We start from the raw sequence: 21464 nt of genomic DNA, 5'->3' as shown, positions 1-21464 counted from the left end.
TCTTGACCTGTATGCGCATCCTTGCCGCCCTCATGGCCTCGGGCCTGGCCGCGACCCCGGCCCTGGCGGATTTCAACGACCGCCCGCCCGAGGCGCAGGGCCAGACCCCGGCCTTTGCCAACCAGACCCGCGCCCCGGTAATCCCGCGCGCCCTGCGCCTGGCCCGCACGCCGCTGATCGAGGATCTGCACAGCCCCTGGGGCATGGCGCTGCTGCCCGACGGCGGACTGCTGATCACGGAAAAGCCCGGCACGCTGCGGCTTTACCGCGACGGCAAGCTGTCAGCGCCGCTGCAGGGCCTGCCCGAGGTCGATTCCCGCGGCCAGGGCGGGCTGCTGGACGTGGCGATCGCGCCGGATTTCGCCAGCACCCGCCAGGTCTGGTTCAGCTACAGCGAACCGCGCGGCGAGGACGGGACCGGCACCAGCGTCGGCAGCGGCCGGCTGTCCGAAGACGGCACCGCGCTGGAAGGGGTGCAGCGCATCTTGCAGGTGCAGCCGGCGGTCGGCTCGGAGAACCATTTCGGCTCGCGGCTGGTGCCGGCCCCGGACGGGTCGCTGTTCGTCACCACCGGCGACCGCGGCATGCCCGAGGACATGGCGGTGTCGCAGGACCTGCAGTCGCATCTGGGCAAGGTGCTGCGCATCGACGCGGCCAGCGGCAAGCCGGCCGCCGGCAACCCCTTTGCCGCCGACAAGGCCCTGCCCGAGATCTGGTCCTATGGCCACCGCAACATCCAGGCCGCGGCGCTGGATCCGCAGGGCAGGCTCTGGACGGTCGAGCACGGGCCGATGGGCGGGGACGAGCTGAACCGCCCCGAGCCGGGGCGGAACTATGGCTGGCCGGTGATCACCTATGGCCAGAACTATGACGGCCAGCCGATCGGTGCCGGCGCCACCGCCAGGGAGGGCATGGAGCAGCCGGTCTATTACTGGGACCCGGTGATCGCGCCCAGCGGCATGACCTTCTATGACGGCGAGATGTTCCCGGAATGGCAGGGCGACGCGCTGATCGGCGGGCTGCGCGCCGAATCGCTGGTGCGGCTCAGCATCGAGGATGGCCGCGTCACCGGCGAGCAGCGCCTCGCCGAGGGTGTCGGCCGCGTCCGCGATGTCGTGGTGGAACAGGACGGCGCGATTCTGGTGCTGATCGACGCCGACCCCGGACAGCTGCTGCGGCTGAGCCGGCGCGGCAGCCAGCCCTGAGAGGGCGGCACTAGACCGGGCGGTGCAATTCGTCCTCGGCGTCCTCGGGCGAATAGCCCAGCGCCTCCAGGCCGGCCTCGAGATAGTCGGCCAGCTGCGGCTCGCCCATCAGATAGTCCTCGGTCGGGCTGCGACGCTCGGATTTCGCGGTCTGGATCGCCTCGGCCAGATCCTCGGGGCCGAAGGTGTCGCGGCCGATCCACATCACCGCCACCAGGCTGGCCTGCTCGTCCTCGTTCAGGCCGGCGATGAATTCGGCAAGCTCGGCGCGGGTGCCGTCGCCGGTGCGCTGGCCGCTATGCGCCCAGGCATTCACGCCCGAATCGAATTCGCGGGCCCGGATGATGACATGCGCAATCTTGTCGGGGCTGATCTCCAGCATGGCGCCACCTCTTTTGTCGCAGTGTCGCGCTCTGGCGGGATCAGGTCAACCGGCTGTGCCGGGCGAGCCGGGCTCAGCGTCCGAACAGGCGCTCGATATCGGCCAGCTTCAGCTCGATCCAGGTCGGGCGGCCATGGTTGCACTGGCCGGATTTCGGCACGCGCTCCATCTCGCGCAGCAGCGCGTTCATCTCCTCGGCGCTCAGGCGCCGGCCGGCGCGCACCGAGCCGTGGCAAGCCATCGAGGAAATCACGGCATCGACCCGCGCCCGCAGCCGGTCCGAGGCGCCCTGCTCGGCCAGATCGTCCAGGATGTCGCGAATCAGCGCCGCGGCGTCCAGGCGCCGCAGCAGCGCCGGCACCTCGCGCACCGCGACGGCGCCACCACCAAAGGGTTCGATCACCAGCCCCAGCGCCGCCAGATCCCCGGCGATGGCCAGAATGCGGGCAGCATCGGCATCGCAAAGCTCGACGATCTCGGGGATCAGCAGCGCCTGGCCGGCGATGCCGCTTTCCGCCGCCTGCGCCTTCAGCCGCTCATAGACCAGGCGTTCATGCGCGGCGTGCTGGTCGACGATGACGATGCCATCGGCGGTCTGGGCGACGATCCAGTTTTCATGCAGTTGCGCCCGCGCCGCGCCCAGCGGCAAGTCCGGACCCGGGGTCGGCTCGGGCTCGACCCGGGCGCTGGCACTTTCGGCAAAGCCGGGGGCCTGAAAGGCAAGGCTGGCGGCGATCGCCGGGGCCGAGGGCCGGGGCGGGGCATGGCCTGCCTGATAGCTGCGGCCCGCCGGTTCCGGCCGGGCGGCATCCAGCGCCGCCATGGCCAGGGTGGTCGAGCTGCGGTGCCCGGCCCCGGCCAGGGCGTGGCGCAGGGCCGAGACCACCAGCCCGCGGGCGATGTCGGGTTCGCGAAAGCGCACCTCGGCCTTGGCCGGATGCACGTTCACATCCACCTGATGCGGCTCGCAGGTCACAAACAGCACCGCCGCCGGATGCCGCCCGGAGGGCAGCACGTCCATGTAGCCGGCGCGCAAGGCCCCGGTCAGCAGCTTGTCCCTGACCGGACGGCCGTTGACGTAAAGATGCTGCGCCACCGCGGCGCCGCGCGAATAGGTGGGCAAGGCGGCAAAGCCGGTCAGGCTGATGCCGTCGCGGCTGGCGTCGATGGCCAGGGCATTGTCGATGAAGTCGCGGCCCATGACGCGCGCCAGCCGCGCCTGCAGCGCCCCGAACAGATCGCCCGGCTCGGCATCGGCGCGAAACAACAGCCTGCCCTCGTCCTCGTCGGTCAGGCTGAAGCCGACATGCGGCTCGGCCATGGCAAGACGGCGGATCACCTCGGCCACGGCCTGGGTCTCGGCCCGGTCGCCGCGCAGGAATTTCAGCCGCGCCGGCGTGGCAAAGAACAGCTCGCGCAGTTCGACCACCGTGCCGCGGTTGCCGGCGGCGGGCCGCACCGGACTGACGCGCCCGCCGGCAAGCGCGATCTGCGCGCCGTCATGGCCCTCGGCGCGGCTGGTGACGGTCAGCCGGGCGACGGCGCCGAGACTGGGCAGCGCCTCGCCGCGAAAGCCGAAGCTGCGGATGTCCAGCAGATCGCCGCCGTCGATCTTGGAGGTGGCGTGCCGCGCCAGCGCCAGCGGCAGATCATCCGCCGTCATGCCGCAGCCGTTGTCGCTGACCCGGATCAGCGCCTTGCCCCCCCCGGCGATGGCGACATCGATGCGGCTGGCGCCGGCATCCAGCGCATTTTCCACCAGTTCCTTCACCGCCGAGGCCGGGCGTTCGACCACCTCGCCGGCGGCGATGCGATTGGCGGCGGCCTCATCCAGTTGCCGGATGACTGGGCGCATGTTGGGGGCGTGCTGGTTCATGCCCCCAGATCTAGCATCCTGTGGCGCGGCGGCCAAGGATTCGTCAGTGGCTGGCGGCGATTCCCTCGGGCTTGCCGACCAGCACGAAACGGATCTGGGCGGAATCCAGCAGCCGCGCGGCCACGCGGCGCACATCGGCAAGGGTCACCGCCTCGACGCGCGCGTTGCGGGTGTTGACGTAATCCGCCGGCAGGCCGATCAGCTGCATGCCGGCCAGGATCGAGGCGATCTTGCCATTGCCGTCGAAGCGCAGGGGATATTCGCCGGTCAGATAGGTCTTGGCATCGGCCAGTTCCCGTTCCGTGGCGCCTTCGCGCGCGAAACGGTCCCAAACCTCGCGGATCAGCGCCACCGCCTCGGCCACCTTGTCATTGGCGCTGGCCATGCCGCCCTGCCAGGTCTGGCCGAACAGCCCGTTGGCAAGGCCGGTGCCGACGCCATAGGTCAGGCCGCGCTTTTCCCGGATCTCGTCCATCAGCCGCGAGGAAAACCCGCCGCCGCCCAGGATGTGGTCGGCGACGACGGCGGCGAAATAATCGGGATCCGACATCGGCAGGCCGGCCTGGGCAAAGCTGACCACGGTCTGCGGGCTGTCCCAGTCGATGACCGTGACGCCGCCGGTCAGCTGCAGCCCGGCCTCGGGCGGCATGGGCACCCTGCCCTTGTCGGGCAGCCCGCCCAGCAGCCGGTCCACCAGCCGGCCCAGGTCCTCGGCGCTGATGTCGCCCGCGGCGGCAACCACCACCCGGTCGCGCGCCAGCACCCGCGCCTGCGCCGCCACCAGATCCTCGCGCGTCAGCGCCGCGACCGATTCGGCCGTGCCGTTGATCGAGCTGGCATAGGGGTGATCGCCCCAGGCCTGGCGCGCCAGTTCCTTGGCGGCGATGGATTGCGGGTCGGTGGCCTCGTTGCGGATCACCGACTGAAGCTGCGCCCGCACCCGTTCCACCGCATCGGCGTCGAATCGCGGGTTGGCCAGCGCCTGCGCCAGCAGATCAGCAACCTGGTCGCGGTTTTCCGTCAGCATCCGGGCGCTGACCGACAGCGCGTCGTCGCTGACATCGAAGCGCAGCTGCGCCCCCAGCGCCTCGACCGCCTCGGCATAGGCCACGGAATCCATCTCGCCCGAACCCTCCTCGAGCAGCGCGGTCATCAGGCTGATCGCGCCGCGCCTGCCGGGCGCATCCAGACTGGCGCCGCCGCGAAACAGCAGCGAAACCGCGGTGAAGGGGATGGAATGGTCCTCGACCAGCCAGGCCTTGCTGCCACCCGGCGAGGTGATCTGCTGGATGTCGATGGCGCGGGCGGGCAAGGCGGCCAGCGCCAGGAAGACGAAACTGACGATTGCACGGATCATTCGACGGCCCCGGTTTGCGTGATGGGTTCGGCGGCGGCAGGGCCGGCCGGCTCGGGCAGCAGCCAGCCGGTGACGCTGGCCGGGTTTTCCAGCACCAGGCGGGCGGCGGCGCGGACATCCTCGGCGGTGACGGCGGCCAGCAGATCGGGCCAGGCGTTCACATCGGCGATGCCCAGTCCCGTCGCCAGCCCCTGGCCATAGTCATAGGCGCGGCCATGCGCCGAATCCTGGGCAAAGACGCGGGCGGCGCGGATCCGGGTCTTGACGCGCGCCAGCTGCGCCGGATCCGGCCCCTCGGCGAGGAATCTTGCCAGCGCCGCGTCCAGCGCCGCCTCGGCCTCGGCATTGCCGATCCCCGGCGCCGGCACCAGCGACAGGCCGAAAGTGGTCGGATCGACCGACAGCCCGTCATAGGCGGCATCGACGTAAAGCGCCTTGCCGGTCAGCACCAGATCGCGCGCCAGCACCGAGGTCTGCGGCGAGCCGGCCAGCAGTTCCGCCAGCACGCTCAGCGCCGCGGCGGTCTTCTGCTCGCCCGCGTTGCGTTCCGGCGCCAGAACGGTGCGCAGCAGCACCGGCTGCGCCACGCGCGCGTCCTGGCGCTGCATGCGTCGGGGCGAGCGCTGCACCGGCTCCTGCGGGCGGGGCTTGCGCAGCGCCTCGGGCCGGGCCGGCACCGGACCATAGTATTTCTCGGCCAGTTCGCGGGCCCTTTCGGCGGTCACGTCGCCGGCGATGACCAGCACCGCGCCATTCGGGGCGTAATGCGCGCCATACCAGTCCAGCGCGTCCTGACGCGTCAGCGCCTCCATCTCGTGGCGCCAGCCGATCACCGGCCGGCCGTAGGGGTGGTTGTAGAACTGCACGGCGCTGCGTTCCTCGCCGAATTGCGCGCCGGGATCGCTGTCGGTGCGCTGCGAGCGTTCCTCGAGCACCACCTGGCGTTCCGCCTGCCAGTCGTCCTCGCCGATGCGCAAATGGGCCATGCGGTCGGATTCCATGTCCATGACCTTATCCAGCCGGTCGCTGGCGATGCGCTGGAAATAGGTGGTGAAATCATAGCTGGTAAAGGCGTTGTCCATGCCGCCATTGGCGGTCACCGTGCGGCTGAATTGGCCCGGGCCCAGCCGGTCGGTGCCCTTGAACATCAGATGTTCCAGATAATGCGCGATGCCCGACTTGCCCGGCGCCTCGTCGGCCGAGCCGATCCTGTACCACAGCATCTGCACCACCACCGGGGCGCGGTGATCCTCGATCACCACCGCCTCAAGGCCGTTTTGCAGGGTAAAATGGCTGATGCCGCCGGGCATCTCGGCCGGGGCCGGCGTGGCGGCAAGCACAAGCGCCAGGGACGCCAGAGCGGGGGCGGGTTTCATCGGCAGGCTCCGGTTGCAAGATCGCCTGCGGACCCTGCCCCGAGCCCCGGCGCCGCGCAAGACCGGGCGGCTTCATCTCGGCGTGAACCGCGCGCGAGGATCAGTCGCCGTGCATCTTCGGCGCCTGATCGGCCGGGCGCACCACAACCTCTTCGCCGCGGTTGCGCGGCGGCGCGGCGGGCAGGCGCACGCCGGTCGGGCGCCAGCGCTCGGCCTCGGCCCAGCTGTCCAGCGTCATCGGCTCATAGGCGCGGTAATAGACATTGGTGCGCGCCAGAACCTCAAGCAGGCGGCGCGAATGCTGGCCGCGCCAGGCCAGATCCTCGGCGGCGGTGATCTGGCGGATCGCCGGATCGCGGCCCCGGCGCGAGGCATGGGCGACCAGCGCCCCGTCCGCCGCGCCGATCCCCTGCATGGCCAGCTGCGCCGGATTGCCGCCCAGCGCCGCGACAGCATCGGCATCGGGCGTCGGATCGGTCAGATTCGCGCCGCCGGGCGTGGGCGTGGGCAGCATGGCCAGATCGGTCGGCATCTGCAGCGGCTTGGTGGGCAGGATGGCGAATTCATCCGGGCTGGAACGGCCGGCCTGGATGTTCATCAGATGCGGATCGGTGCTGCAGGCTGCCAGCAGCAAGGTGGTCATGGTCAGCGCAATCGCCCGCATCATCCGTCCCTCATGTCATTCTGGCGCCGTTCTAGCGCGGATTGCCGGCCCCGTCACGCGGCTTGTCGTCCAGCGGCAGCTCGGCCTGCGCCCCCGGCGCGGCGGCCTCGGGGCTGGCGGCCCCAGGACCTGCGACCTTGGGCGCGCGCGGCCGCGGCGGCGCCTTGCGGGCCTTGGGCGCGGGCCGTTTCTCGGGCGGCTGCAGCACCAGCCCCATCGCGCCCAGGAAGATGGCGATATCGGCCACGTTGAAGCTGTAGGGGTTTTGCCAGCCGGGCAGCGACATGTTCAGGAAATCGGCGACCGCCCCATGCACCAGCCGGTCCACGACATTGCCCAGCGCGCCGCCGATCAGCAGCCCCGCGGAAATCTGGGCAAAACGCGAGGGTTTCGTGCGCCCGATCCAGATCGCCACCCAAAGACAGACGGCCAGGGCGATGGCGATCAGCACCCAGCGCATGACCTCGGTCTCGCTGGAGAACAGGCCGAAGTTCATGCCCTGATTCCAGGCCATGCGCAGGTTCAGCCAGGGATCGAACACGTCGATCTCCTGCACCTGGCGCAGGTCCAGCACCTGCAGGACGAAAAATTTCAGCGCCTGGTCCAGTAGAAAGACCAGCGCCGCGGTCATTGCCACGGCAGGCCAGACACGCGGCGGCGGCGCCTTTTTCGGGCGCCGCTGCGGGGCGGCCGGGCGCTTGCGCGGCTTGGGGGTCGCGGGGGCGGCGGGCATCAGTGCCGGAAATGCCGCTGGCCGGTAAAGACCATCGCCAGGCCCAGGCGGTCGGCCGCCGCGATCACCTCGGCGTCGCGCATCGAGCCGCCGGGCTGGATCACCGCCCGGGCGCCTGCCGCGGCCAGCGCCTCGATGCCGTCGGCAAAGGGAAAGAACGCATCCGACGCCACCGCCGAGCCGATGGTCGGCGCCTGCGACAGGCCCAGCGCCTCGGCCATGTCCTCGGACTTGCGCCGGCCGATGCGGGTGGAATCGACGCGGCTCATCTGGCCGGCGCCGATGCCCACGGTGGCCATGCCCTTGGCATAGACGATGGCGTTCGATTTCACATGCTTGGCCACGGTCCAGGCGAACAGCAGATCGTCCAGTTCCTGCGCGCTCGGCTGGCGTGCGGTCACCACCTTCAGATCCGCGCGCAGCACCCGGCCATTGTCGCGGCCCTGCACCAGAAAGCCGCCCGCCACCTGGCGGAAGGCCAGCCCCGGCGCCGCCGGATCGGGCAGCCCGCCGGTGGTCAGCAGCCGCAGGTTCTTCTTGCCGGCAAAGACCGCCCGCGCCTCGTCACTGGCCTCGGGGGCGATGACGACCTCGGTGAAGATCTCGGTGATCGCCTGCGCCGTCTCGCCGTCCAGCACGCAATTCAGCGCGATGATGCCACCGAAGGCCGAGGTGCGGTCGCAGTCGAAGGCGCGGCGATAGGCATCGACGGCCGAGCTGCCGCGCGCCACGCCGCAGGGGTTGGCGTGCTTGATGATCGCCACCGCCGGGCCGTCAGTCGGGTCGAATTCGGCCACCAGTTCAAAGGCCGCGTCGGTGTCGTTGATATTGTTGTAGCTGAGTTCCTTGCCCTGCCACTGTTTCGCCGTGGCGACGCCCGGACGCGCCGAGCCGTCCGTGTAGAAGGCCGCGGACTGGTGCGGGTTCTCGCCGTAGCGCAGGGTCTGGGCCAGCCGGCCCGAAAAGTTGCGCCGGCGCGGATTCGCCTCGCCCATGGCGCCGGCCAGCCAGTTCGACACCGCCGCGTCATAGGCGGCGGTGCGGGCATAGGCGATCTGCGCCTGGCGCTGGCGAAAGCCCAGGCTGGTCATGTCGTCATGGGCGTCAAGCTCGGCCAGAACGGCGGCATAATCCTGCACGTCCACCACCACGGTGACGAAGGCGTGGTTCTTGGCCGCGGCGCGGATCATCGCCGGGCCGCCGATGTCGATGTTCTCGATGCAGTCGTCATGGCCGGCGCCCGCGGCCACGGTGGCCTCGAACGGATAGAGGTTGACCACCAGCAGGTCGATCATGCCGATGCCATGCGCGGCGGCGGCGGCCATGTGTTCCTGGTTGTCGCGCAGGGCCAGCAGCCCGCCATGCACCGCCGGGTGCAGGGTCTTGACGCGGCCATCCATCATTTCGGGAAACCCGGTGACCTCGGCCACGTCCATGACCGCAAGCCCCGCCTCGCGCAGCGCCCGTGCCGTGCCGCCGGTCGAGAGCAACTCGATGCCGCGGGCGGACAGGGCGCGGGCAAAGTCGATCAGCCCGGTCTTGTCGGACACGGAAATCAGCGCGCGTTTCAGCGGAATGCGGTCGGTCATCGGTCTGGCCCCCTGCGGTCGAGATGGCGGATTGGCCCGTCACCTAACCCCGGAACGCGCCAAGGTCCAGCCGATCTGGATGGCACGCCCCTGCAGCCGCGCGGAAATCACCAGCTGCCACGAGGGCCGCGGCGCCGCCAGCGCCCGGTCCAGCAGGCATGAGGGTTCCAGCCGCAATTCGCCCACGCCGTCGTGCCGAAACAGCCAATGCGCGCCGTCGGGCAGGGTCAGATGCGCCTCCTGGCCCAGCTGGCGGGGCTCGATGTCGGGATGCAGGTGAAAGCGGATGTCGAAACCCAGCCCCTCGGCCGGGCGGGTCTGTTCAAGCCGCGCCTGGGCGCTGGCATCGAGCGCCGCCAGCGAATCCTCGCCCCGCAGCGCCAGGCCGTCGGCCTCAAGCCAGAGTTCGCGCAGATGCGTCAGCCCGTGGCTGGCCAGCCAGCCGTCATGGCCGGACAGCAGATGCGCCGCCTGCGGCGCATGCGCCGGGCCGCAATCCGGGGCGGTCAGGTTGCCCAGCGCGTCGCAATCGCCGGCCCAGACCAGATCCGGGCGCTCGCCCAGGATGTCGGGCTCGCCCTCGTGCCGGTTCGGGTCCAGGCGCGAACTGGAAAGGCCCGCAAGGCACAGCGCCGAATGGCAGGGCGTGGCGCGGCTGGCCCGCGCCCAGAGCGGGCCGAAACCGTCGCCCGGGCCGCAGTTCACCACCAGCGGCTGGCGTGCCACGGTCAGTTCGAAGGCCAGCGTCGAGGCATGGGCACGCGCCGCCGCAAGCCCGCCGGGCGGCGGCGCCGCGTCCAGAATCAGCGTCGTTCGCGCGCGCGCCATGCGGGCAAAGCCCATGGCAAGGCCATGCGCGGGCAGCGCCGGGCCCGGCGCGGCGCGCAGGCAGTGGTCCAGCCGGCCGGCGGCACCGCGCCCGCCGCCGTGGAATGCCGGCAGCGCGCCGTCGGCATGACGCAGCGCCCGCAGCACCGGGGCGATCGCGCCCATGGTCACGGCCAGTTCCGGCGGCGCGGCCAGCCCCGCATCTGCCGCCACCTCATCGGCCCAGACCAGCAGCGCCATGGCATCCAGCAGCACCTCGGGGGCGCGGGACTGCACCAGCGGGACAAGGCCCATGGCCTGGGCCTCTTCGGCCAGCGCAACCAGCGCCGGCTGCGCCATGGCCTGGCGGTCGCGCAGCGACATGGCGCCGATGGCCAGCCCGGCCAGCGCCTCGAGACGTGGGATGCCGTCGGCGCTGTCATACCAGCTGTCGCGCAGATGCAGCAGCTGCCGGTCGAGGCCGCGGAAATAGGGCTCGGCCCCGTCGCGGTCCAGCCCGGGCAGGATCATGCCGGCGTGAAACACCCAGCGCAGCACCCGCCGGCCGGTGACCTCGGGCGCCCATTCCGGCGCCCCGGGCCGCGGCTGCGGATGGTGCCCGAGCCAGCGCATCACATGTTCCTGGGCCAGGGCGCGGGCGCGCGGCGTGCCCAGCGCGGCCAGATCGTCCAGCCAGCCAAAGCCGTGCAGCTCGGCCAGCACGCTGGCCGGCAGGTCGGCGGTCAGGAAATCGCCCTCCAGCACGATGCCGCCCAGATGCAGCTCGCCGGCAACGATCTGCGCGCCGCGCCCGGCATGGCCGATGGTCTTGGGTTCGGGGCGGCGCAGAAAGCCCCTGGACTGGACGGAGGTCTCGGTCATTTCGGAACGCACAATCCCTGCAACGGCCCAAGCTTAGGTCGCCGGGGCGGATTTTCGCAAGCGCGCGATGAAAAACCCGTCCATGCCACCGCGTTCCGGCCACAGGTCCGGGCGCAGGCGCAGCCCGCCCTGGGCGGTGATCCAGCCGGGCTCGATCCCCGGGGCCTCGGGGGGCTCGACGGCCAGACCGGGGTGGCGGGCCAGCGCTGCGGCCAGCTGTGCCTCGCCCTCGGCCGGCAGCAGCGAGCAGGTGGCATAGACCAGCCGCCCGCCGGGTTTCAGCAGCGACAGCGCGTGGTCGATCAGCGCCGCCTGCAGGTCAAGCAGCGCCGGCAGGCCGGCGCCGTCGCGGATCAGCGGCAGTTCCGGGTGCCGGCGGATGGTGCCGCTGGCGGAACAGGGCGCATCCAGCAGCACCGCGTCCAGCGGCCGTTCGGGCCGCCAGGTCAGCGCATCGCCCGCGACCAGTTCCGCCGCAAGCCCGCAGCGGGCCAGGTTTTCCGCCACCCGCGCCAGCCGGCTTTCGGAAATGTCCAGCGCCGTGACCCTGGCCCCGGCCGCGGCCAGCTGCAGCGTCTTGCCGCCGGGCGCGGCACAGAGATCGGCAATCGCCTCGTCCGGCATGGGCGCCAGCACCGGCACCGCCAGCGCCGCGGCCGCGTCCTGCACCCACCACGCGCCCTGGGCATAACCCGGCAGCGCACTGACCTGCGTGCCCGAGGGCAGGCGGTGCGAGCCGGTGGGCAGGGCCTCGCCCGGGGTCACGCCATGCGGGGTCAGGTCGAGCGGCGCGCCGGCCTCATGCGCGGCCTCGATGGCCAGGGCCACGTCCTCGCCCCATTGCGCCGCCACGGGCGCGCGCAGCCAGTCGGGCAGGCGCTGCGCCGGCAGCCGCGCCCAGGCGTCACCCGCGCCCGCCACCTTGCGCAGCACCGCATTCACCATGCCCGAGGCCGCCTGCCCCTTGGGCCCAAGCCCGCGCGCCAGCGCCACGGCGGCGTTGACCGCGCCATGCGGCGCCTCGGACAGCGCCAGCATCTCGACGGCGGCAAGGCGCAGGATGCGCGCGATCTCGGGGCGGGGGCGGCGTGCCAGCAGCGGTGCCAGCAGCGCCTCGGCCCGGTCCCCGCGCCGCAGCACCGCAAGCGCCAGGCGGCGGGCGCGGGCACGCTCGGCGGGGGCAAGGCGCTCGGTCAGCGCCGCGGCCTCGTCGATGGTCGCGCCCTCGGCCACCGCCGCCAGCAGCCGCAGCGCCCCTTCGCGCGCACCGTCCGCCGCCCTGCCCTGCCGTCCTTGTCTTACGTTGCCCTGTCCCGCCTTGCCCAAAGCCCGCCCCTTGCCTAGATAGTCCCCATCTAGCGCGAAGATGCGAGAACCGCCATGACCGAGAGCAAGGATCTGCCGCCCGCCGCCCGCCGCGCCCTGGCCGAGGCCGAGGCGCGCCGCCGCAACGCCGCCGTCGCCGCCCTGCCGCCCGAACTGGGTGGCCGCGACGGCCCCGAACCGGTGCGCTACGGCGATTATGAGAAGAAGGGCCTCTGCGTCGATTTCTGAACGACGCCGCGTCGCCGGTGCCGCCGTTTACCTGTCGTTGGGTTTTGCCGGCGCATAGAAACGGCACTGGAAAACCGCAAGGAACGGCCGATGACCTCCCGCAACGGGATCTTGAGATGGGCGGCGCTGGCGCTGATGCTGGCGGCGCCGGCAGGGGCGCAGCAGGGGCCGGGCTGGGGCGAGCCGCAGGGCCCGACCGAGGTCGGGGTGATCACCGCCGCCGAAGAGGACGTGCCCTATGTCGTCACCCTGCCCGGCCGCGCCATCGCCTATCAGAAGACCGGCATCCGGCCGCAGGTCGGCGGCGAGGTGCTGGAGATCGCCTATGACCCCGGCCGGCCGGTGCGGTCCGGCGATGTGCTGTTCCGGCTGGACCCCGAGACGCTGGCCGCCGCCCTGGCCGCGGCAGAGGCCGGCGTCGCCGGCGCCGAGGCCAGCCTGATCCAGGCGCAGAACACCGTCACCCGTTATCGCCGGCTGGAGGGTTCTGGGGTCAGCGCCGTGGACCGCGCCGATGCCGAGGTGGCGCTGAAACAGGCCGAGGCGGCGCTGAAATCCGCCGAGGCCGCCCGAGACGCGGCCCGGCTGTCGCTGCAGCACACCGAGATCCGCAGCCCGATCGACGGCGTGGCGGATGTGGCGGCGGTCTCGGTCGGCGATCTGGTCACCGCCAGCCAGTCCGACTATCTGACCACGATCACGCAGCTGGACCCGATCTATGTCGATGTCTCGGAATCGAGCGCGCGCATGCTGCGCAACCGTGAAAGGATCAGCGCCGGCACCCTGACCACCGACGGCCGGCTCGAGGCGCGGCTGATCCTCGAGACCGGCGAGGAACACCGCGGCGAGGGCCGCATCGTGCGCCCGGGCATCACCGTCTCGGCCACCACCGGCACGGTGCCGATCCGCCTGCAGTTCGACAATGCCGAGCGGATGATCCTGCCCGGCCAGTTCCTGCGCGTGCAGCTGACGCTGGGCCGCACGCGCGCGGTGCTGGTGCCGCAGCGGGCGACGCGGCGGGCCTCGGACGGCACGCTGACCGCCTTCGTGGTGCGCGAGGGCAAGGCGCAGCAGGTCACGCTGAGCGAACAGGGCAGTTATCGCAACAGCTGGATCGTCACCCAGGGCATCGACCCCGGCGAAAAACTGGTGCTGGACGGGCTGGAGAACCTGCGTGCCGGCGCCGAGGTCACCACCGTCCCGGTCACCATCGACGCGCAGGGCGTGGTGCGCGAGGCCTCGGCCGGCGCAAGGGGCTGATCCATGGCGCGTTTCTTCATCCACCGCCCGGTCTTTGCCTGGGTGCTGGCCATCGTCACCATGCTGGTCGGCATCTGGTCGCTGAGCGGCCTGCCGGTGTCGCAATATCCCGACATCGCCCCGACCACGATCCGCATCTCGGCCAGCTATGCCGGCGCCACGGCGCGGGCGGTGCAGAATTCCGTGACCACGCCGATCGAGGACGTGCTGACCGGGCTGGACGGGCTGCTTTACACCACCTCAAGTTCCTCGACCGGGCGTTCGTCGATCACCATGACCTTCGACGACAGCGTGGACCCGGTCGACGCCTTCAACGAGGTGCAGGCCAAGGTGCGCGGCGTCGAGGGCCGCCTGCCGACGCCGGTGCAGAACAATGGCGTGAACATCTCGCGCACCTCGACCTCGACGCTGATGGTGGGGGCGCTGGTCTCGACCAGGGGCCAGCATTCGACGATCGAGCTGGGCAACCTGCTGGAACAGGTGGTCGAGGGCCCGATCAAGCGCACCGAGGGCGTGGGTTCGGTCAACGTCTTTGGCTCGGGCTATGCCATGCGCATCTGGATGGACCCGCTGCGGCTGGCGCAGTTCCAGCTGACGCCCACCGACATCACCACCGCCGTGGCGCAGCAAAACAATACGGTGTCCGTCGGCAGCCTCGGCGACCAGCCGGTGGTCGCCGGCCAGCAGTTCACCGCCACGATCACCGCGCAAAGCCAGCTGACCTCGGTCGAGGATTTCCGCAACATCCTGTTGAGAACCGGCGCGGACGGCGCCGCCGTGCGCCTGGGCGACGTGGCCGAAGTCGAGATCGGCCAGGCCAGCTATGGCCGCGATTCGCGCTTCAACGGCATGAACGCCTCGGGGTTTTCGGTGAACCTCGCCGATGGCGCCAATGCGGTCGAGACCGCCAGCGCCGTGCGCAAGGTGCTGGACGGGCTGCGCCACTCGCTGCCCGAGGGCGTCGAGATCCACATCGCCTATGACACCGCGCCCTTTGTCGAACTGTCGATCGAGAAGGTCTGGCACACCCTGGCCGAGGCCATCGCCCTGGTGTTTCTGGTCATCTTGCTGTTCTTGCAGAACTGGCGCGCCACGCTGATCCCGCTGATCGCCATCCCGGTGGTGCTGCTGGGCACATTCGCCATGCTGGCGGCACTGGGATATTCGGTGAACTCGCTCACCATGTTCGCCATGGTGCTGGCCATCGGCCTGCTGGTCGACGACGCCATCGTGGTGGTCGAGAACGTCGAGCGGGTGATGGCCGAGGACGGGCTGGACCCCGTCGCCGCCACGGAAAAGAGCATGGACCAGATCGGCGGCGCGCTGATCGGCATCGCCCTGGTCCTGTCGGCGGTGTTCCTGCCCATGGGCTTCATGGCCGGCTCGACCGGGGTGATCTACCGCCAGTTCTCGGTCACCATCATCACCGCCATGGTGCTGTCCTTGCTGGTGGCGCTGATCCTGACGCCCGCCATGTGCGCCAGCCTTTTGCGGCAGTCGCATGGCCCGCTGCGCTTTGCCCCGGCGCGGCTGTTCAACGCCGGTTTCGCGCGCCTGACCCGCGGCTACGCCGCCACCGTGCGCCGCAGCCTGCGCCGGCCGGCGCTGGTCATGCTGCTGCTGGCCGCGATCAGCCTCGGCGCGGTCAACCTGTTCGGGCGCATGACCACCACCTTCATCCCCGGCGAGGATCAGGGCGTGCTGCAGTCGCGCATCATGCTGACCGAAGGCTCGACCGCGCAGCAGACCGCCGCCGTGGTGGCCGAGATCGAGGCGCATCTGCTGACCGAGGAAAGCGCGGCGGTGGAATCGGTCTTTGTCGCCATGGGCTTCGGCTTTTCCGGCACGGCCCAGAACCAGGCGATGATCTTTGTCAAGCTGCGCGACTTCGACCTGCGCCGCAGCCCCGAACTGTCGGCCGGCGCCGTCGCCTCGCGCGCCAATGAGCGCTTCGAGGGCCATCGCGCCGGGCGCATCAGCTTCATGCAGCCGCCGGCGATCCCGCGGCTGGGCAATTCCGCCGGTTTCAGCCTGTTCCTGCTGGACCAGACCGGCGGTGGCGTCGAGAAACTCACTGAGGCCGCCGACCTGCTGGAGCGGGTGGCCCGCCAGGACCCGCGGCTGCAGGGCACGGAAAGCGGCGCCCCCGAGGCGGATGCGGCGCTGAAGATCGACATCGACCAACAGAAGGCCGAAAGCCTCGGCGTCAGCCTGTCGGGGGTGAACGCCATGCTCTCGACGATCTTTGCCGGCACCGAGGTGAACGATTTCGCCCTGGGCGCGCAGCTGCGCCCGGTGGTCGTGCAGGCGGCGGCGGACAACCGCATGCAGCCCGAGGACATCGACAGCTGGTATGCCCGCAACGCCCTGGGCGAGATGGTGCCCTTCAACGCCTTCATGACCACCCGCTGGGAGCCGGTCGAGCCGCGCCTGTCGCGCATGGACGGCATCGACGCCGTCGAGATCACCGGCCAGCCTGCCGACGGTATCAGTTCCGGCACCGCCATGGACGCAATCGAGGAGCTGGTGGCGCAGCTGCCGGGCGGCTACGGCCTGGCCTGGACCGGGCTTTCATACCAGGAACGGCAATCGGGCAGCCAGGCGCCCTGGCTGTTCGCGCTGTCGGCGCTGGTGGTGTTCTTGTCGCTGGCGGCGCTTTACGAAAGCTGGTCGATCCCGTTTTCGGTCATGCTGGCGGTGCCGGTGGGCGTGCTGGGCGCGGTGGTGGCGGCGCTGGCGCTGGGCCAGGCCAATGATGTCTATTTCAAGGTCGGCATCCTCACCACCATCGGGCTGGCCGCCAAGAACGCCATCCTGATCGTGGAATTCGCCCGCGAGCTGCAGGACGGCGGCCGCAGCGCCGTCGAGGCCGCGACCGAGGCGGCGCGGCTGCGGCTGCGCCCGATCCTGATGACCTCGCTGGCCTTCATCCTGGGCGTGCTGCCGCTGGCGCTGGCCACCGGCGCCGGCGCGGGAGCGCAGAATTCGATCGGCATCGGCGTCATGGGGGGCATGATGGCCGCGACCTTCCTTGGCATCTTCATGGTTCCCGCCTTCTACGTTACGGTGCGGCGGCTGACGCAATGGAGGGCACGCGGATGAACGATCAACCCCGGCTGACAAGCCTTGCGCATGGTGGCGGCTGCGGCTGCAAGCTGGCGCCCTCGGTCTTGCGCGAGCTGCTGGCCGGCCAGCCCGCCGCGCAGGCATTCCCGCAGCTGCTGGTCGGCACCGAGACCGCCGACGATGCAGCCGTCTATCAGGTGGACGACAGCACCTGCGTCATCGCCACCACGGATTTCTTCATGCCCATGGTGGACGATCCGCGCGATTTCGGCCGCATCGCCGCCACCAACGCCATTTCCGACATCTATGCCATGGGCGGCCGGCCGATCATGGCGCTAGCGATTCTCGGCATGCCGATCGACAAGCTGGCGCCCGAACAGATCCGCAAGATCCTTGAGGGCGGGCGCGAGATCTGCCTCGAGGCCGGCATCCCCGTGGCCGGCGGCCATTCCATCGACGCGCCCGAGCCGATCTACGGCCTTGCGGTCATCGGCCTGTGCCACCCGTCCGAACTGCGCCGCAATGCCGATGCGAAACCGGGGGACGCGCTGATCCTGAGCAAGGGGCTGGGCGTCGGCATCTATTCCGCGGCGATCAAGAAAGGGGCGCTGGATCAGGCCGGCATCAACGAGATGGTCGCCTCGGCCACGACGCTGAACCGGGTGGGCGGCGATCTGGCGAAACGCGCCGATGTCCATGCGATCACCGATGTCACCGGCTTTGGCATCCTCGGCCACGGGCTGGAGATCGCCCGCGGATCGGACCTGCAATTGCGGCTGCGGCTGGCCGATCTGCCGCTGCTGTCGCGTGCGGCGGAACTGGCCGGGGCCGGTCATGTCACCGGCGCCTCGACGCGCAACTGGACCGCCTATGGCGCCGAGGTGGACCTGCCCGCGGGCCTGCCGCTGTGGCAGCGCGCGCTTCTGACCGATCCGCAGACCTCGGGCGGGCTCTTGGTCGCCTGCGCGCCGCAGGCCGCCGATGCGGTGCTGGCGATGATCCGCGCCGCCGGCCATCCGCTGGCCGCGGTGATCGGCCATTGCGCGCCCGGCCCCGCCGGCATCGTTGTGACATAATGCCGTCAGGCAGCCGGGCCGATGCTGACCTCGACCGGGGCGAGCCCTGCGACACCGCCGCTCAGCCGGTCGCCGGGATGGACCGCGCCCACCCCCGCCGGGGTGCCGGTCAGGATCAGGTCACCCGGCACCAGGTGGTAGAACTGCGACAGATGCGCCACCAGTTCGGCCACCGGCCAGACCATCTCGGACAGTCGGGCATCCTGTCGCAGCGCGCCGTTCACCCGCAGCGCGATGCCCTGCGCCGCGGGGGTGAAATCCGCCGCCGGGGTCAGCGGCGACAGCACCGCCGCGCCCTCGAAATTCTTGCCCAGATCCCAGGGCTGGCGGCGGTCCTTGGCCCGCGCCTGCAGGTCGCGCCGCGTCATGTCGAGGCCCGAGCCGTAAAAACCAACGCAGCCCGGCGCCGCCGCGGGCGCGATACAAAAGGCCGGTGCTGCGATCGCCGCCACCAGCTCGATCTCATGGTGCAGCTCGGATGTGCCCGGCGGATAGGGCAGCACGGCGCCGGCCAGCAGCGCCTGCGCCGACTTGATGAAGAAAAACGGCGCCTCGCGGTCCACCTCGGCCCCCATCTCGGCGGCATGGGCGGCATAGTTGCGACCGACGCAAAAGATGCGGTTCACCGGATAAAGCGCCGTCCGCCCCAGGACGGGCAGGGCCGGCACGGCGGGCGGGGGGAACAGGTAATCGGCCATTCCCAAGGCTTGCCACAGCCGCGACCGCGCGGCAATCCCGCAGCCCGCCGTTGCCCAGCCCGGAAATCCATGGCAAGAGGGCTTGAAAGCCAACCGAGAGCAGGGTTTGCAAGATGACCGATTTCGCGCAGCGCCGCACCATGATGGTCGACACTCAGGTGCGCCCCAACGAAGTGACCAGCTATCCGGTCATCGACGCGATGCTGAACGTGCCGCGCGAGCAGTTCGTCCCGGATTCGCGCCAGGATGTCGCCTATGCCGAGAAGAACATCGACCTCGCCCCGGGCCGCGTGCTGCTGGAACCGCGCACCATCGGCCGGATGATGGATGTCCTGAACCTGCAGTCGGGCGATCTGGTGCTGAACCTGGGCTGTGGCTACGGCTATGCCGCGGCGATCATGGCCCGCATCGCCGAGGCGGTCGTCGCGCTCGAGGAGGACGAGGCCATGGCCGCCGAGGCCGAAAGCCGGCTTGCGGCGCAGGATGTGTTCAACGTCGCCGTGGTCAGGGGCGCGCTTGCCGAGGGCTGCGCCAGCCAGGCCCCCTATGACGCCATCCTGATCGAGGGCGCGGTCGAGGAGGTTCCCGCCGCCATCGCCGAACAGCTGCGCGAGGGCGGCCGCATCGTCGCGCTGTTTCGCGAAGGAAACCTGGGCGCGGTGCGCATCGGCCACAAGCTGGACGGGCGGGTGAACTGGCGCTTTGCCTTCCACGCCCTCGCCCCGGTGCTGCCCGGTTTCGCTGCCCAGCGCGGTTTCGTCCTTTGAGCGCGGCGGCAAGGGGTCACGCAATGCTTCGCAACCTGCTTAAATCCCTGCGCCGACCCATGCTGGCGGCGCTGCTGGCCGGGGCATCGGCGTTGCCTGCCGGGGCCGAATCGCTGGCGGATGCCATGGTCTCGGCCTATCGCCATTCGGCGCTGCTGGACCAGAACCGCGCCGTGCTGCGCGCCGCCGATGAGGATGCGGCCGCGGCGCTGGCGCAGCTGCGCCCGATCGTGCGCTGGATCGCCAGCCATACCGAGCAGCGGGTCGAGGGCAACAGCGGCCATTCCAGCAGCCTGGCGCTGCAGGCGCAGGTGACGCTTTTCGACTGGGGCCGCAATGCCGCCGCCATCAACGCCGCCAAGGAAACCGTCCTGGCCACCCGCGCCGCCCTGGTCGGGGTCGAGCAGAACGTGCTGCTGGATGCGGTCCGCGCCTATCTGGACGTGCGCAGCGCGCTTGAGCAGGTCGATCTGCAGGCCAATTCCGTGCGCGTGATCGGCCAGGAACAGGAAGCCGCCACCGACCGTTTCGAGGTGGGCGAGATCACCCGCACCGATGTCTCGCAGGCCGATGCCGCGCTGGCCGCGGCACGCGCCAGCCTGGCCGCGGCCCGGGGCGAATTGCAGGTGGCGCGCGAGGCCTATCTTGCCGCCACCGGCGCGATGCCGGGCACGCTGGCGCCGCCGCCGCCCACGCCAAAATTGCCGGCCTCGCTGGATTCGGCGCGCCAAATCGCGCAGCGCAGCCACCCGGCCATCCACCAGTCGCAGCGCCTGGCCGCCGCATCCGAACAGGGCGTGGCCGCCGCCGCCGCCGAGCGCAGCCCGCTGCTGAGCGGCAGCGCCGGCATCAGCCGCGACCGCGGCCGCTCGGCCATGACCGGGCAGCACAGCGACATCACCGGCGGCTCGGTTTCGGTGGAACTGTCGCAGACGATCTATTCCGGCGGGCGCCTGCCCTCGGCGCATCGCCGGGCGATGGCCCGGCGCGACCAGGCGCGCGCCAGCCTGCTGGACGTGTCGCGCCAGGTCAACGAGGCCGTGGGCACCGCCTGGGCCGGCATCGACGTGGCCCGGGCCCAGATCGGCGCCATCGACGAACAGATCGCCGCCGCGAAACAGGCCTATGACGGCGTGCGCGAGGAGGCGACGCTGGGCGCGCGCACGACGCTTGATGTGCTGGACGCCGAGCAGGCCCTGCTCGAGGCACGGGCCAGCAAGATCTCGGCCGAGGCGAATCTGCAGTTAGCACATTATCAACTTCTGTCTGCTATGGGTCTGTTGACGGTGGAAAACCTGAAACTGGGAATCCCGACCTATGACCCTTCGGCCTATTACAACGCGGTGCGCGACGCACCCTTCACCAGCAGGCAGGGCAAAAGCCTCGACCGCGTACTGCGCGCGATCGGCAAGGACTGAGCCCACCCCGGACCCGGGGGCGCATCATGCACCATGAGATGATGCGCCTGCCGGCCATGCCCGGCGCCTCGGACCGGATCGGCGATGTGCTGGCCTCGATTCGCCAGCTCATCGCCCAGGATGCGGCCGGATGCCGCCTCAGCGACGCGACCCTGAACGCGGTATCCCCGGCCGTGCCCCTGCCGGGGCCCGGGCCGGAAGTGCCCTGCCTCGCCCCGCTGATGCTTGACCGCAGCGACCTTGTCACCATCCGGCCGGCACCCCTGCGCGAGATGCAGGGGCCGCTGCTGCAGGTCTGGCCCGTGCCCGCGGCCGGCGATGCCGCCCCGGCTGAACCGCAAGACAGGTCCCCGGTGAACGCCGGCGCCAGCCTGCCAGACGAACCCCTGCGCGGCGCATCGCCCGATGCCCCGCCTCTTGCGCAGCCGACCGAGGAGGAAACCATGCTGCACGCCAACGCTTCCGTGACCCCGATCACCGCCCCGATGCCCGAACTGCCGCTCGCGGCCGAGGCGCAGGGTCGCGACAATTCCGAGGTGCATCTCTTTGCCCCGGACGAAAAGACCGCGCAAAAGGGCACGCATCTGCGCGGCATGATCCGCGAGGCGATCCGCCAGGAGCTTCAGGGCGAGATCGGCAACCGGCTGAGCCGCAACCTGCAGGCGATGATCCGCCAGGAGGTCGAACTGACCCTGCGCCAGATGTGCGAACAGGACTGAACCCCAGACCGGCTGACGCGCGGGATGGGCCCGGG

18 protein-coding genes are annotated in these 21464 nt (G+C 70.7%); 8 read left to right on the top strand and 10 right to left on the bottom strand.

Annotation, left to right across the window (positions count from 1 at the left end; genetic code table 11):
- Positions 1 to 11: 11 nt before the first annotated feature.
- Positions 12 to 1205 carry a PQQ-dependent sugar dehydrogenase gene (locus tag WMK75_RS00500; RefSeq protein WP_347265774.1) on the top strand — a complete coding sequence of 398 codons (1194 nt, stop codon included), beginning with the start codon at positions 12 to 14 and terminating at the stop codon, positions 1203 to 1205.
- Between the two features lie 10 nt (positions 1206 to 1215).
- Here WMK75_RS00500 and WMK75_RS00495 read toward each other — a convergent pair whose 3' ends face one another.
- From WMK75_RS00495 to WMK75_RS00455, 9 genes are all read right to left on the bottom strand, one after another.
- Positions 1216 to 1587: a DUF3775 domain-containing protein gene (locus WMK75_RS00495; RefSeq protein WP_347265691.1), complete on the bottom strand. Its 372-nt coding sequence runs from the start codon at positions 1585 to 1587 to the stop codon at positions 1216 to 1218.
- A gap of 73 nt (positions 1588 to 1660) precedes the next feature.
- Positions 1661 to 3463, bottom strand: coding sequence for a DNA mismatch repair endonuclease MutL (gene mutL / locus WMK75_RS00490; protein ID WP_347265690.1), 1803 nt, complete (start codon positions 3461 to 3463; stop codon positions 1661 to 1663).
- Between the two features lie 43 nt (positions 3464 to 3506).
- On the bottom strand, positions 3507 to 4820 hold the full coding sequence (locus WMK75_RS00485; RefSeq protein WP_347265689.1) for a pitrilysin family protein: 1314 nt from the start codon (positions 4818 to 4820) through the stop codon (positions 3507 to 3509).
- Positions 4817 to 6196 carry a pitrilysin family protein gene (locus WMK75_RS00480; protein ID WP_347265688.1) on the bottom strand — a complete coding sequence of 460 codons (1380 nt, stop codon included), beginning with the start codon at positions 6194 to 6196 and terminating at the stop codon, positions 4817 to 4819. The genes WMK75_RS00485 and WMK75_RS00480 overlap by 4 nt, the downstream gene beginning before the upstream one ends.
- Positions 6197 to 6296: 100 nt before the next feature.
- A complete protein-coding gene (locus WMK75_RS00475) occupies positions 6297 to 6860 on the bottom strand; it encodes a DUF3035 domain-containing protein (protein WP_347265773.1) in 564 nt (187 codons plus the stop codon).
- A gap of 31 nt (positions 6861 to 6891) precedes the next feature.
- Complete coding sequence (lspA, locus tag WMK75_RS00470; protein WP_347265687.1) at positions 6892 to 7593, bottom strand: signal peptidase II; 702 nt, start codon at positions 7591 to 7593, stop codon at positions 6892 to 6894.
- Entirely contained in the window at positions 7593 to 9182 is a 1590-nt protein-coding gene (gene purH / locus WMK75_RS00465; protein WP_347265686.1) for a bifunctional phosphoribosylaminoimidazolecarboxamide formyltransferase/IMP cyclohydrolase, read from the bottom strand. The genes lspA and purH overlap by 1 nt, the downstream gene beginning before the upstream one ends.
- Positions 9183 to 9221: 39 nt before the next feature.
- Entirely contained in the window at positions 9222 to 10871 is a 1650-nt protein-coding gene (locus tag WMK75_RS00460) for a heparinase II/III family protein (RefSeq protein WP_347265685.1), read from the bottom strand.
- 33 nt (positions 10872 to 10904) lie between these two features.
- On the bottom strand, positions 10905 to 12197 hold the full coding sequence (locus tag WMK75_RS00455) for an RsmB/NOP family class I SAM-dependent RNA methyltransferase (protein ID WP_347265684.1): 1293 nt from the start codon (positions 12195 to 12197) through the stop codon (positions 10905 to 10907).
- 54 nt (positions 12198 to 12251) lie between these two features.
- Between WMK75_RS00455 and WMK75_RS00450 the strand changes: the two genes are divergently transcribed.
- From WMK75_RS00450 to selD, 4 genes are all read left to right on the top strand, one after another.
- A complete protein-coding gene (locus tag WMK75_RS00450) occupies positions 12252 to 12425 on the top strand; it encodes a DUF1674 domain-containing protein (RefSeq protein ID WP_347265683.1) in 174 nt (57 codons plus the stop codon).
- Between the two features lie 90 nt (positions 12426 to 12515).
- Positions 12516 to 13685, top strand: a complete 1170-nt coding sequence (locus WMK75_RS00445) for an efflux RND transporter periplasmic adaptor subunit (protein ID WP_347265682.1) — start codon at positions 12516 to 12518, stop codon at positions 13683 to 13685.
- A 3-nt stretch (positions 13686 to 13688) separates the two neighbouring features.
- Positions 13689 to 16787 carry an efflux RND transporter permease subunit gene (locus WMK75_RS00440; protein ID WP_347265681.1) on the top strand — a complete coding sequence of 1033 codons (3099 nt, stop codon included), beginning with the start codon at positions 13689 to 13691 and terminating at the stop codon, positions 16785 to 16787.
- Positions 16784 to 17827: a selenide, water dikinase SelD gene (selD, locus tag WMK75_RS00435; protein ID WP_347265680.1), complete on the top strand. Its 1044-nt coding sequence runs from the start codon at positions 16784 to 16786 to the stop codon at positions 17825 to 17827. Before WMK75_RS00440 ends, selD begins: the two co-directional genes overlap by 4 nt.
- A 5-nt stretch (positions 17828 to 17832) precedes the next feature.
- On the opposite strand, the gene WMK75_RS00430 is transcribed toward selD, so the two are convergent.
- Positions 17833 to 18525: a fumarylacetoacetate hydrolase family protein gene (locus WMK75_RS00430; RefSeq protein ID WP_347265679.1), complete on the bottom strand. Its 693-nt coding sequence runs from the start codon at positions 18523 to 18525 to the stop codon at positions 17833 to 17835.
- 113 nt (positions 18526 to 18638) lie between these two features.
- On the opposite strand from WMK75_RS00430, the gene WMK75_RS00425 reads away from it, so the two are divergent.
- The 3 genes from WMK75_RS00425 to WMK75_RS00415 are packed head-to-tail and all read left to right on the top strand — an operon-like array spanning position 18639 to position 21429.
- The gene (locus tag WMK75_RS00425) at positions 18639 to 19292 is read left to right on the top strand and encodes a protein-L-isoaspartate O-methyltransferase (protein WP_347265678.1); all 654 of its coding nucleotides are present in this window, start codon (positions 18639 to 18641) and stop codon (positions 19290 to 19292) included.
- Positions 19293 to 19315: 23 nt separating this feature from the next.
- A complete protein-coding gene (locus WMK75_RS00420) occupies positions 19316 to 20710 on the top strand; it encodes a TolC family outer membrane protein (protein ID WP_347265677.1) in 1395 nt (464 codons plus the stop codon).
- A gap of 26 nt (positions 20711 to 20736) precedes the next feature.
- Positions 20737 to 21429 (top strand): hypothetical protein, encoded by a 693-nt coding sequence (locus tag WMK75_RS00415; protein ID WP_347265676.1) that lies wholly within the window; start codon positions 20737 to 20739, stop codon positions 21427 to 21429.
- Positions 21430 to 21464: the final 35 nt, after the last annotated feature.

Origin of the sequence: Paracoccus sp. (in: a-proteobacteria) (assembly GCF_039808215.1) — a bacterium.
Classification (GTDB): domain Bacteria; phylum Pseudomonadota; class Alphaproteobacteria; order Rhodobacterales; family Rhodobacteraceae; genus Paracoccus.
Note: the sequence above shows the minus strand (reverse complement) of the source record. Positions and strands in the feature narration are given on the sequence as shown.

Excerpts from the sequence above, each read along its gene's own strand:
- WMK75_RS00500 (WP_347265774.1), top strand. The coding sequence starts at position 12 with ATGCGCATCCTTGCCGCCCTCATGGCCTCGGGCCTGGCCGCGACCCCG.
- WMK75_RS00495 (WP_347265691.1), bottom strand. The coding sequence starts at position 1,587 with ATGCTGGAGATCAGCCCCGACAAGATTGCGCATGTCATCATCCGGGCC.
- mutL (WP_347265690.1), bottom strand. The coding sequence starts at position 3,463 with ATGAACCAGCACGCCCCCAACATGCGCCCAGTCATCCGGCAACTGGAT.
- WMK75_RS00485 (WP_347265689.1), bottom strand. The coding sequence starts at position 4,820 with ATGATCCGTGCAATCGTCAGTTTCGTCTTCCTGGCGCTGGCCGCCTTG.
- WMK75_RS00480 (WP_347265688.1), bottom strand. The coding sequence starts at position 6,196 with ATGAAACCCGCCCCCGCTCTGGCGTCCCTGGCGCTTGTGCTTGCCGCC.
- WMK75_RS00475 (WP_347265773.1), bottom strand. The coding sequence starts at position 6,860 with ATGCGGGCGATTGCGCTGACCATGACCACCTTGCTGCTGGCAGCCTGC.
- lspA (WP_347265687.1), bottom strand. The coding sequence starts at position 7,593 with ATGCCCGCCGCCCCCGCGACCCCCAAGCCGCGCAAGCGCCCGGCCGCC.
- purH (WP_347265686.1), bottom strand. The coding sequence starts at position 9,182 with ATGACCGACCGCATTCCGCTGAAACGCGCGCTGATTTCCGTGTCCGAC.
- WMK75_RS00460 (WP_347265685.1), bottom strand. The coding sequence starts at position 10,871 with ATGACCGAGACCTCCGTCCAGTCCAGGGGCTTTCTGCGCCGCCCCGAA.
- WMK75_RS00450 (WP_347265683.1), top strand. The coding sequence starts at position 12,252 with ATGACCGAGAGCAAGGATCTGCCGCCCGCCGCCCGCCGCGCCCTGGCC.
- WMK75_RS00445 (WP_347265682.1), top strand. The coding sequence starts at position 12,516 with ATGACCTCCCGCAACGGGATCTTGAGATGGGCGGCGCTGGCGCTGATG.
- WMK75_RS00440 (WP_347265681.1), top strand. The coding sequence starts at position 13,689 with ATGGCGCGTTTCTTCATCCACCGCCCGGTCTTTGCCTGGGTGCTGGCC.
- selD (WP_347265680.1), top strand. The coding sequence starts at position 16,784 with ATGAACGATCAACCCCGGCTGACAAGCCTTGCGCATGGTGGCGGCTGC.
- WMK75_RS00430 (WP_347265679.1), bottom strand. The coding sequence starts at position 18,525 with ATGGCCGATTACCTGTTCCCCCCGCCCGCCGTGCCGGCCCTGCCCGTC.
- WMK75_RS00425 (WP_347265678.1), top strand. The coding sequence starts at position 18,639 with ATGACCGATTTCGCGCAGCGCCGCACCATGATGGTCGACACTCAGGTG.
- WMK75_RS00420 (WP_347265677.1), top strand. The coding sequence starts at position 19,316 with ATGCTTCGCAACCTGCTTAAATCCCTGCGCCGACCCATGCTGGCGGCG.
- WMK75_RS00415 (WP_347265676.1), top strand. The coding sequence starts at position 20,737 with ATGCACCATGAGATGATGCGCCTGCCGGCCATGCCCGGCGCCTCGGAC.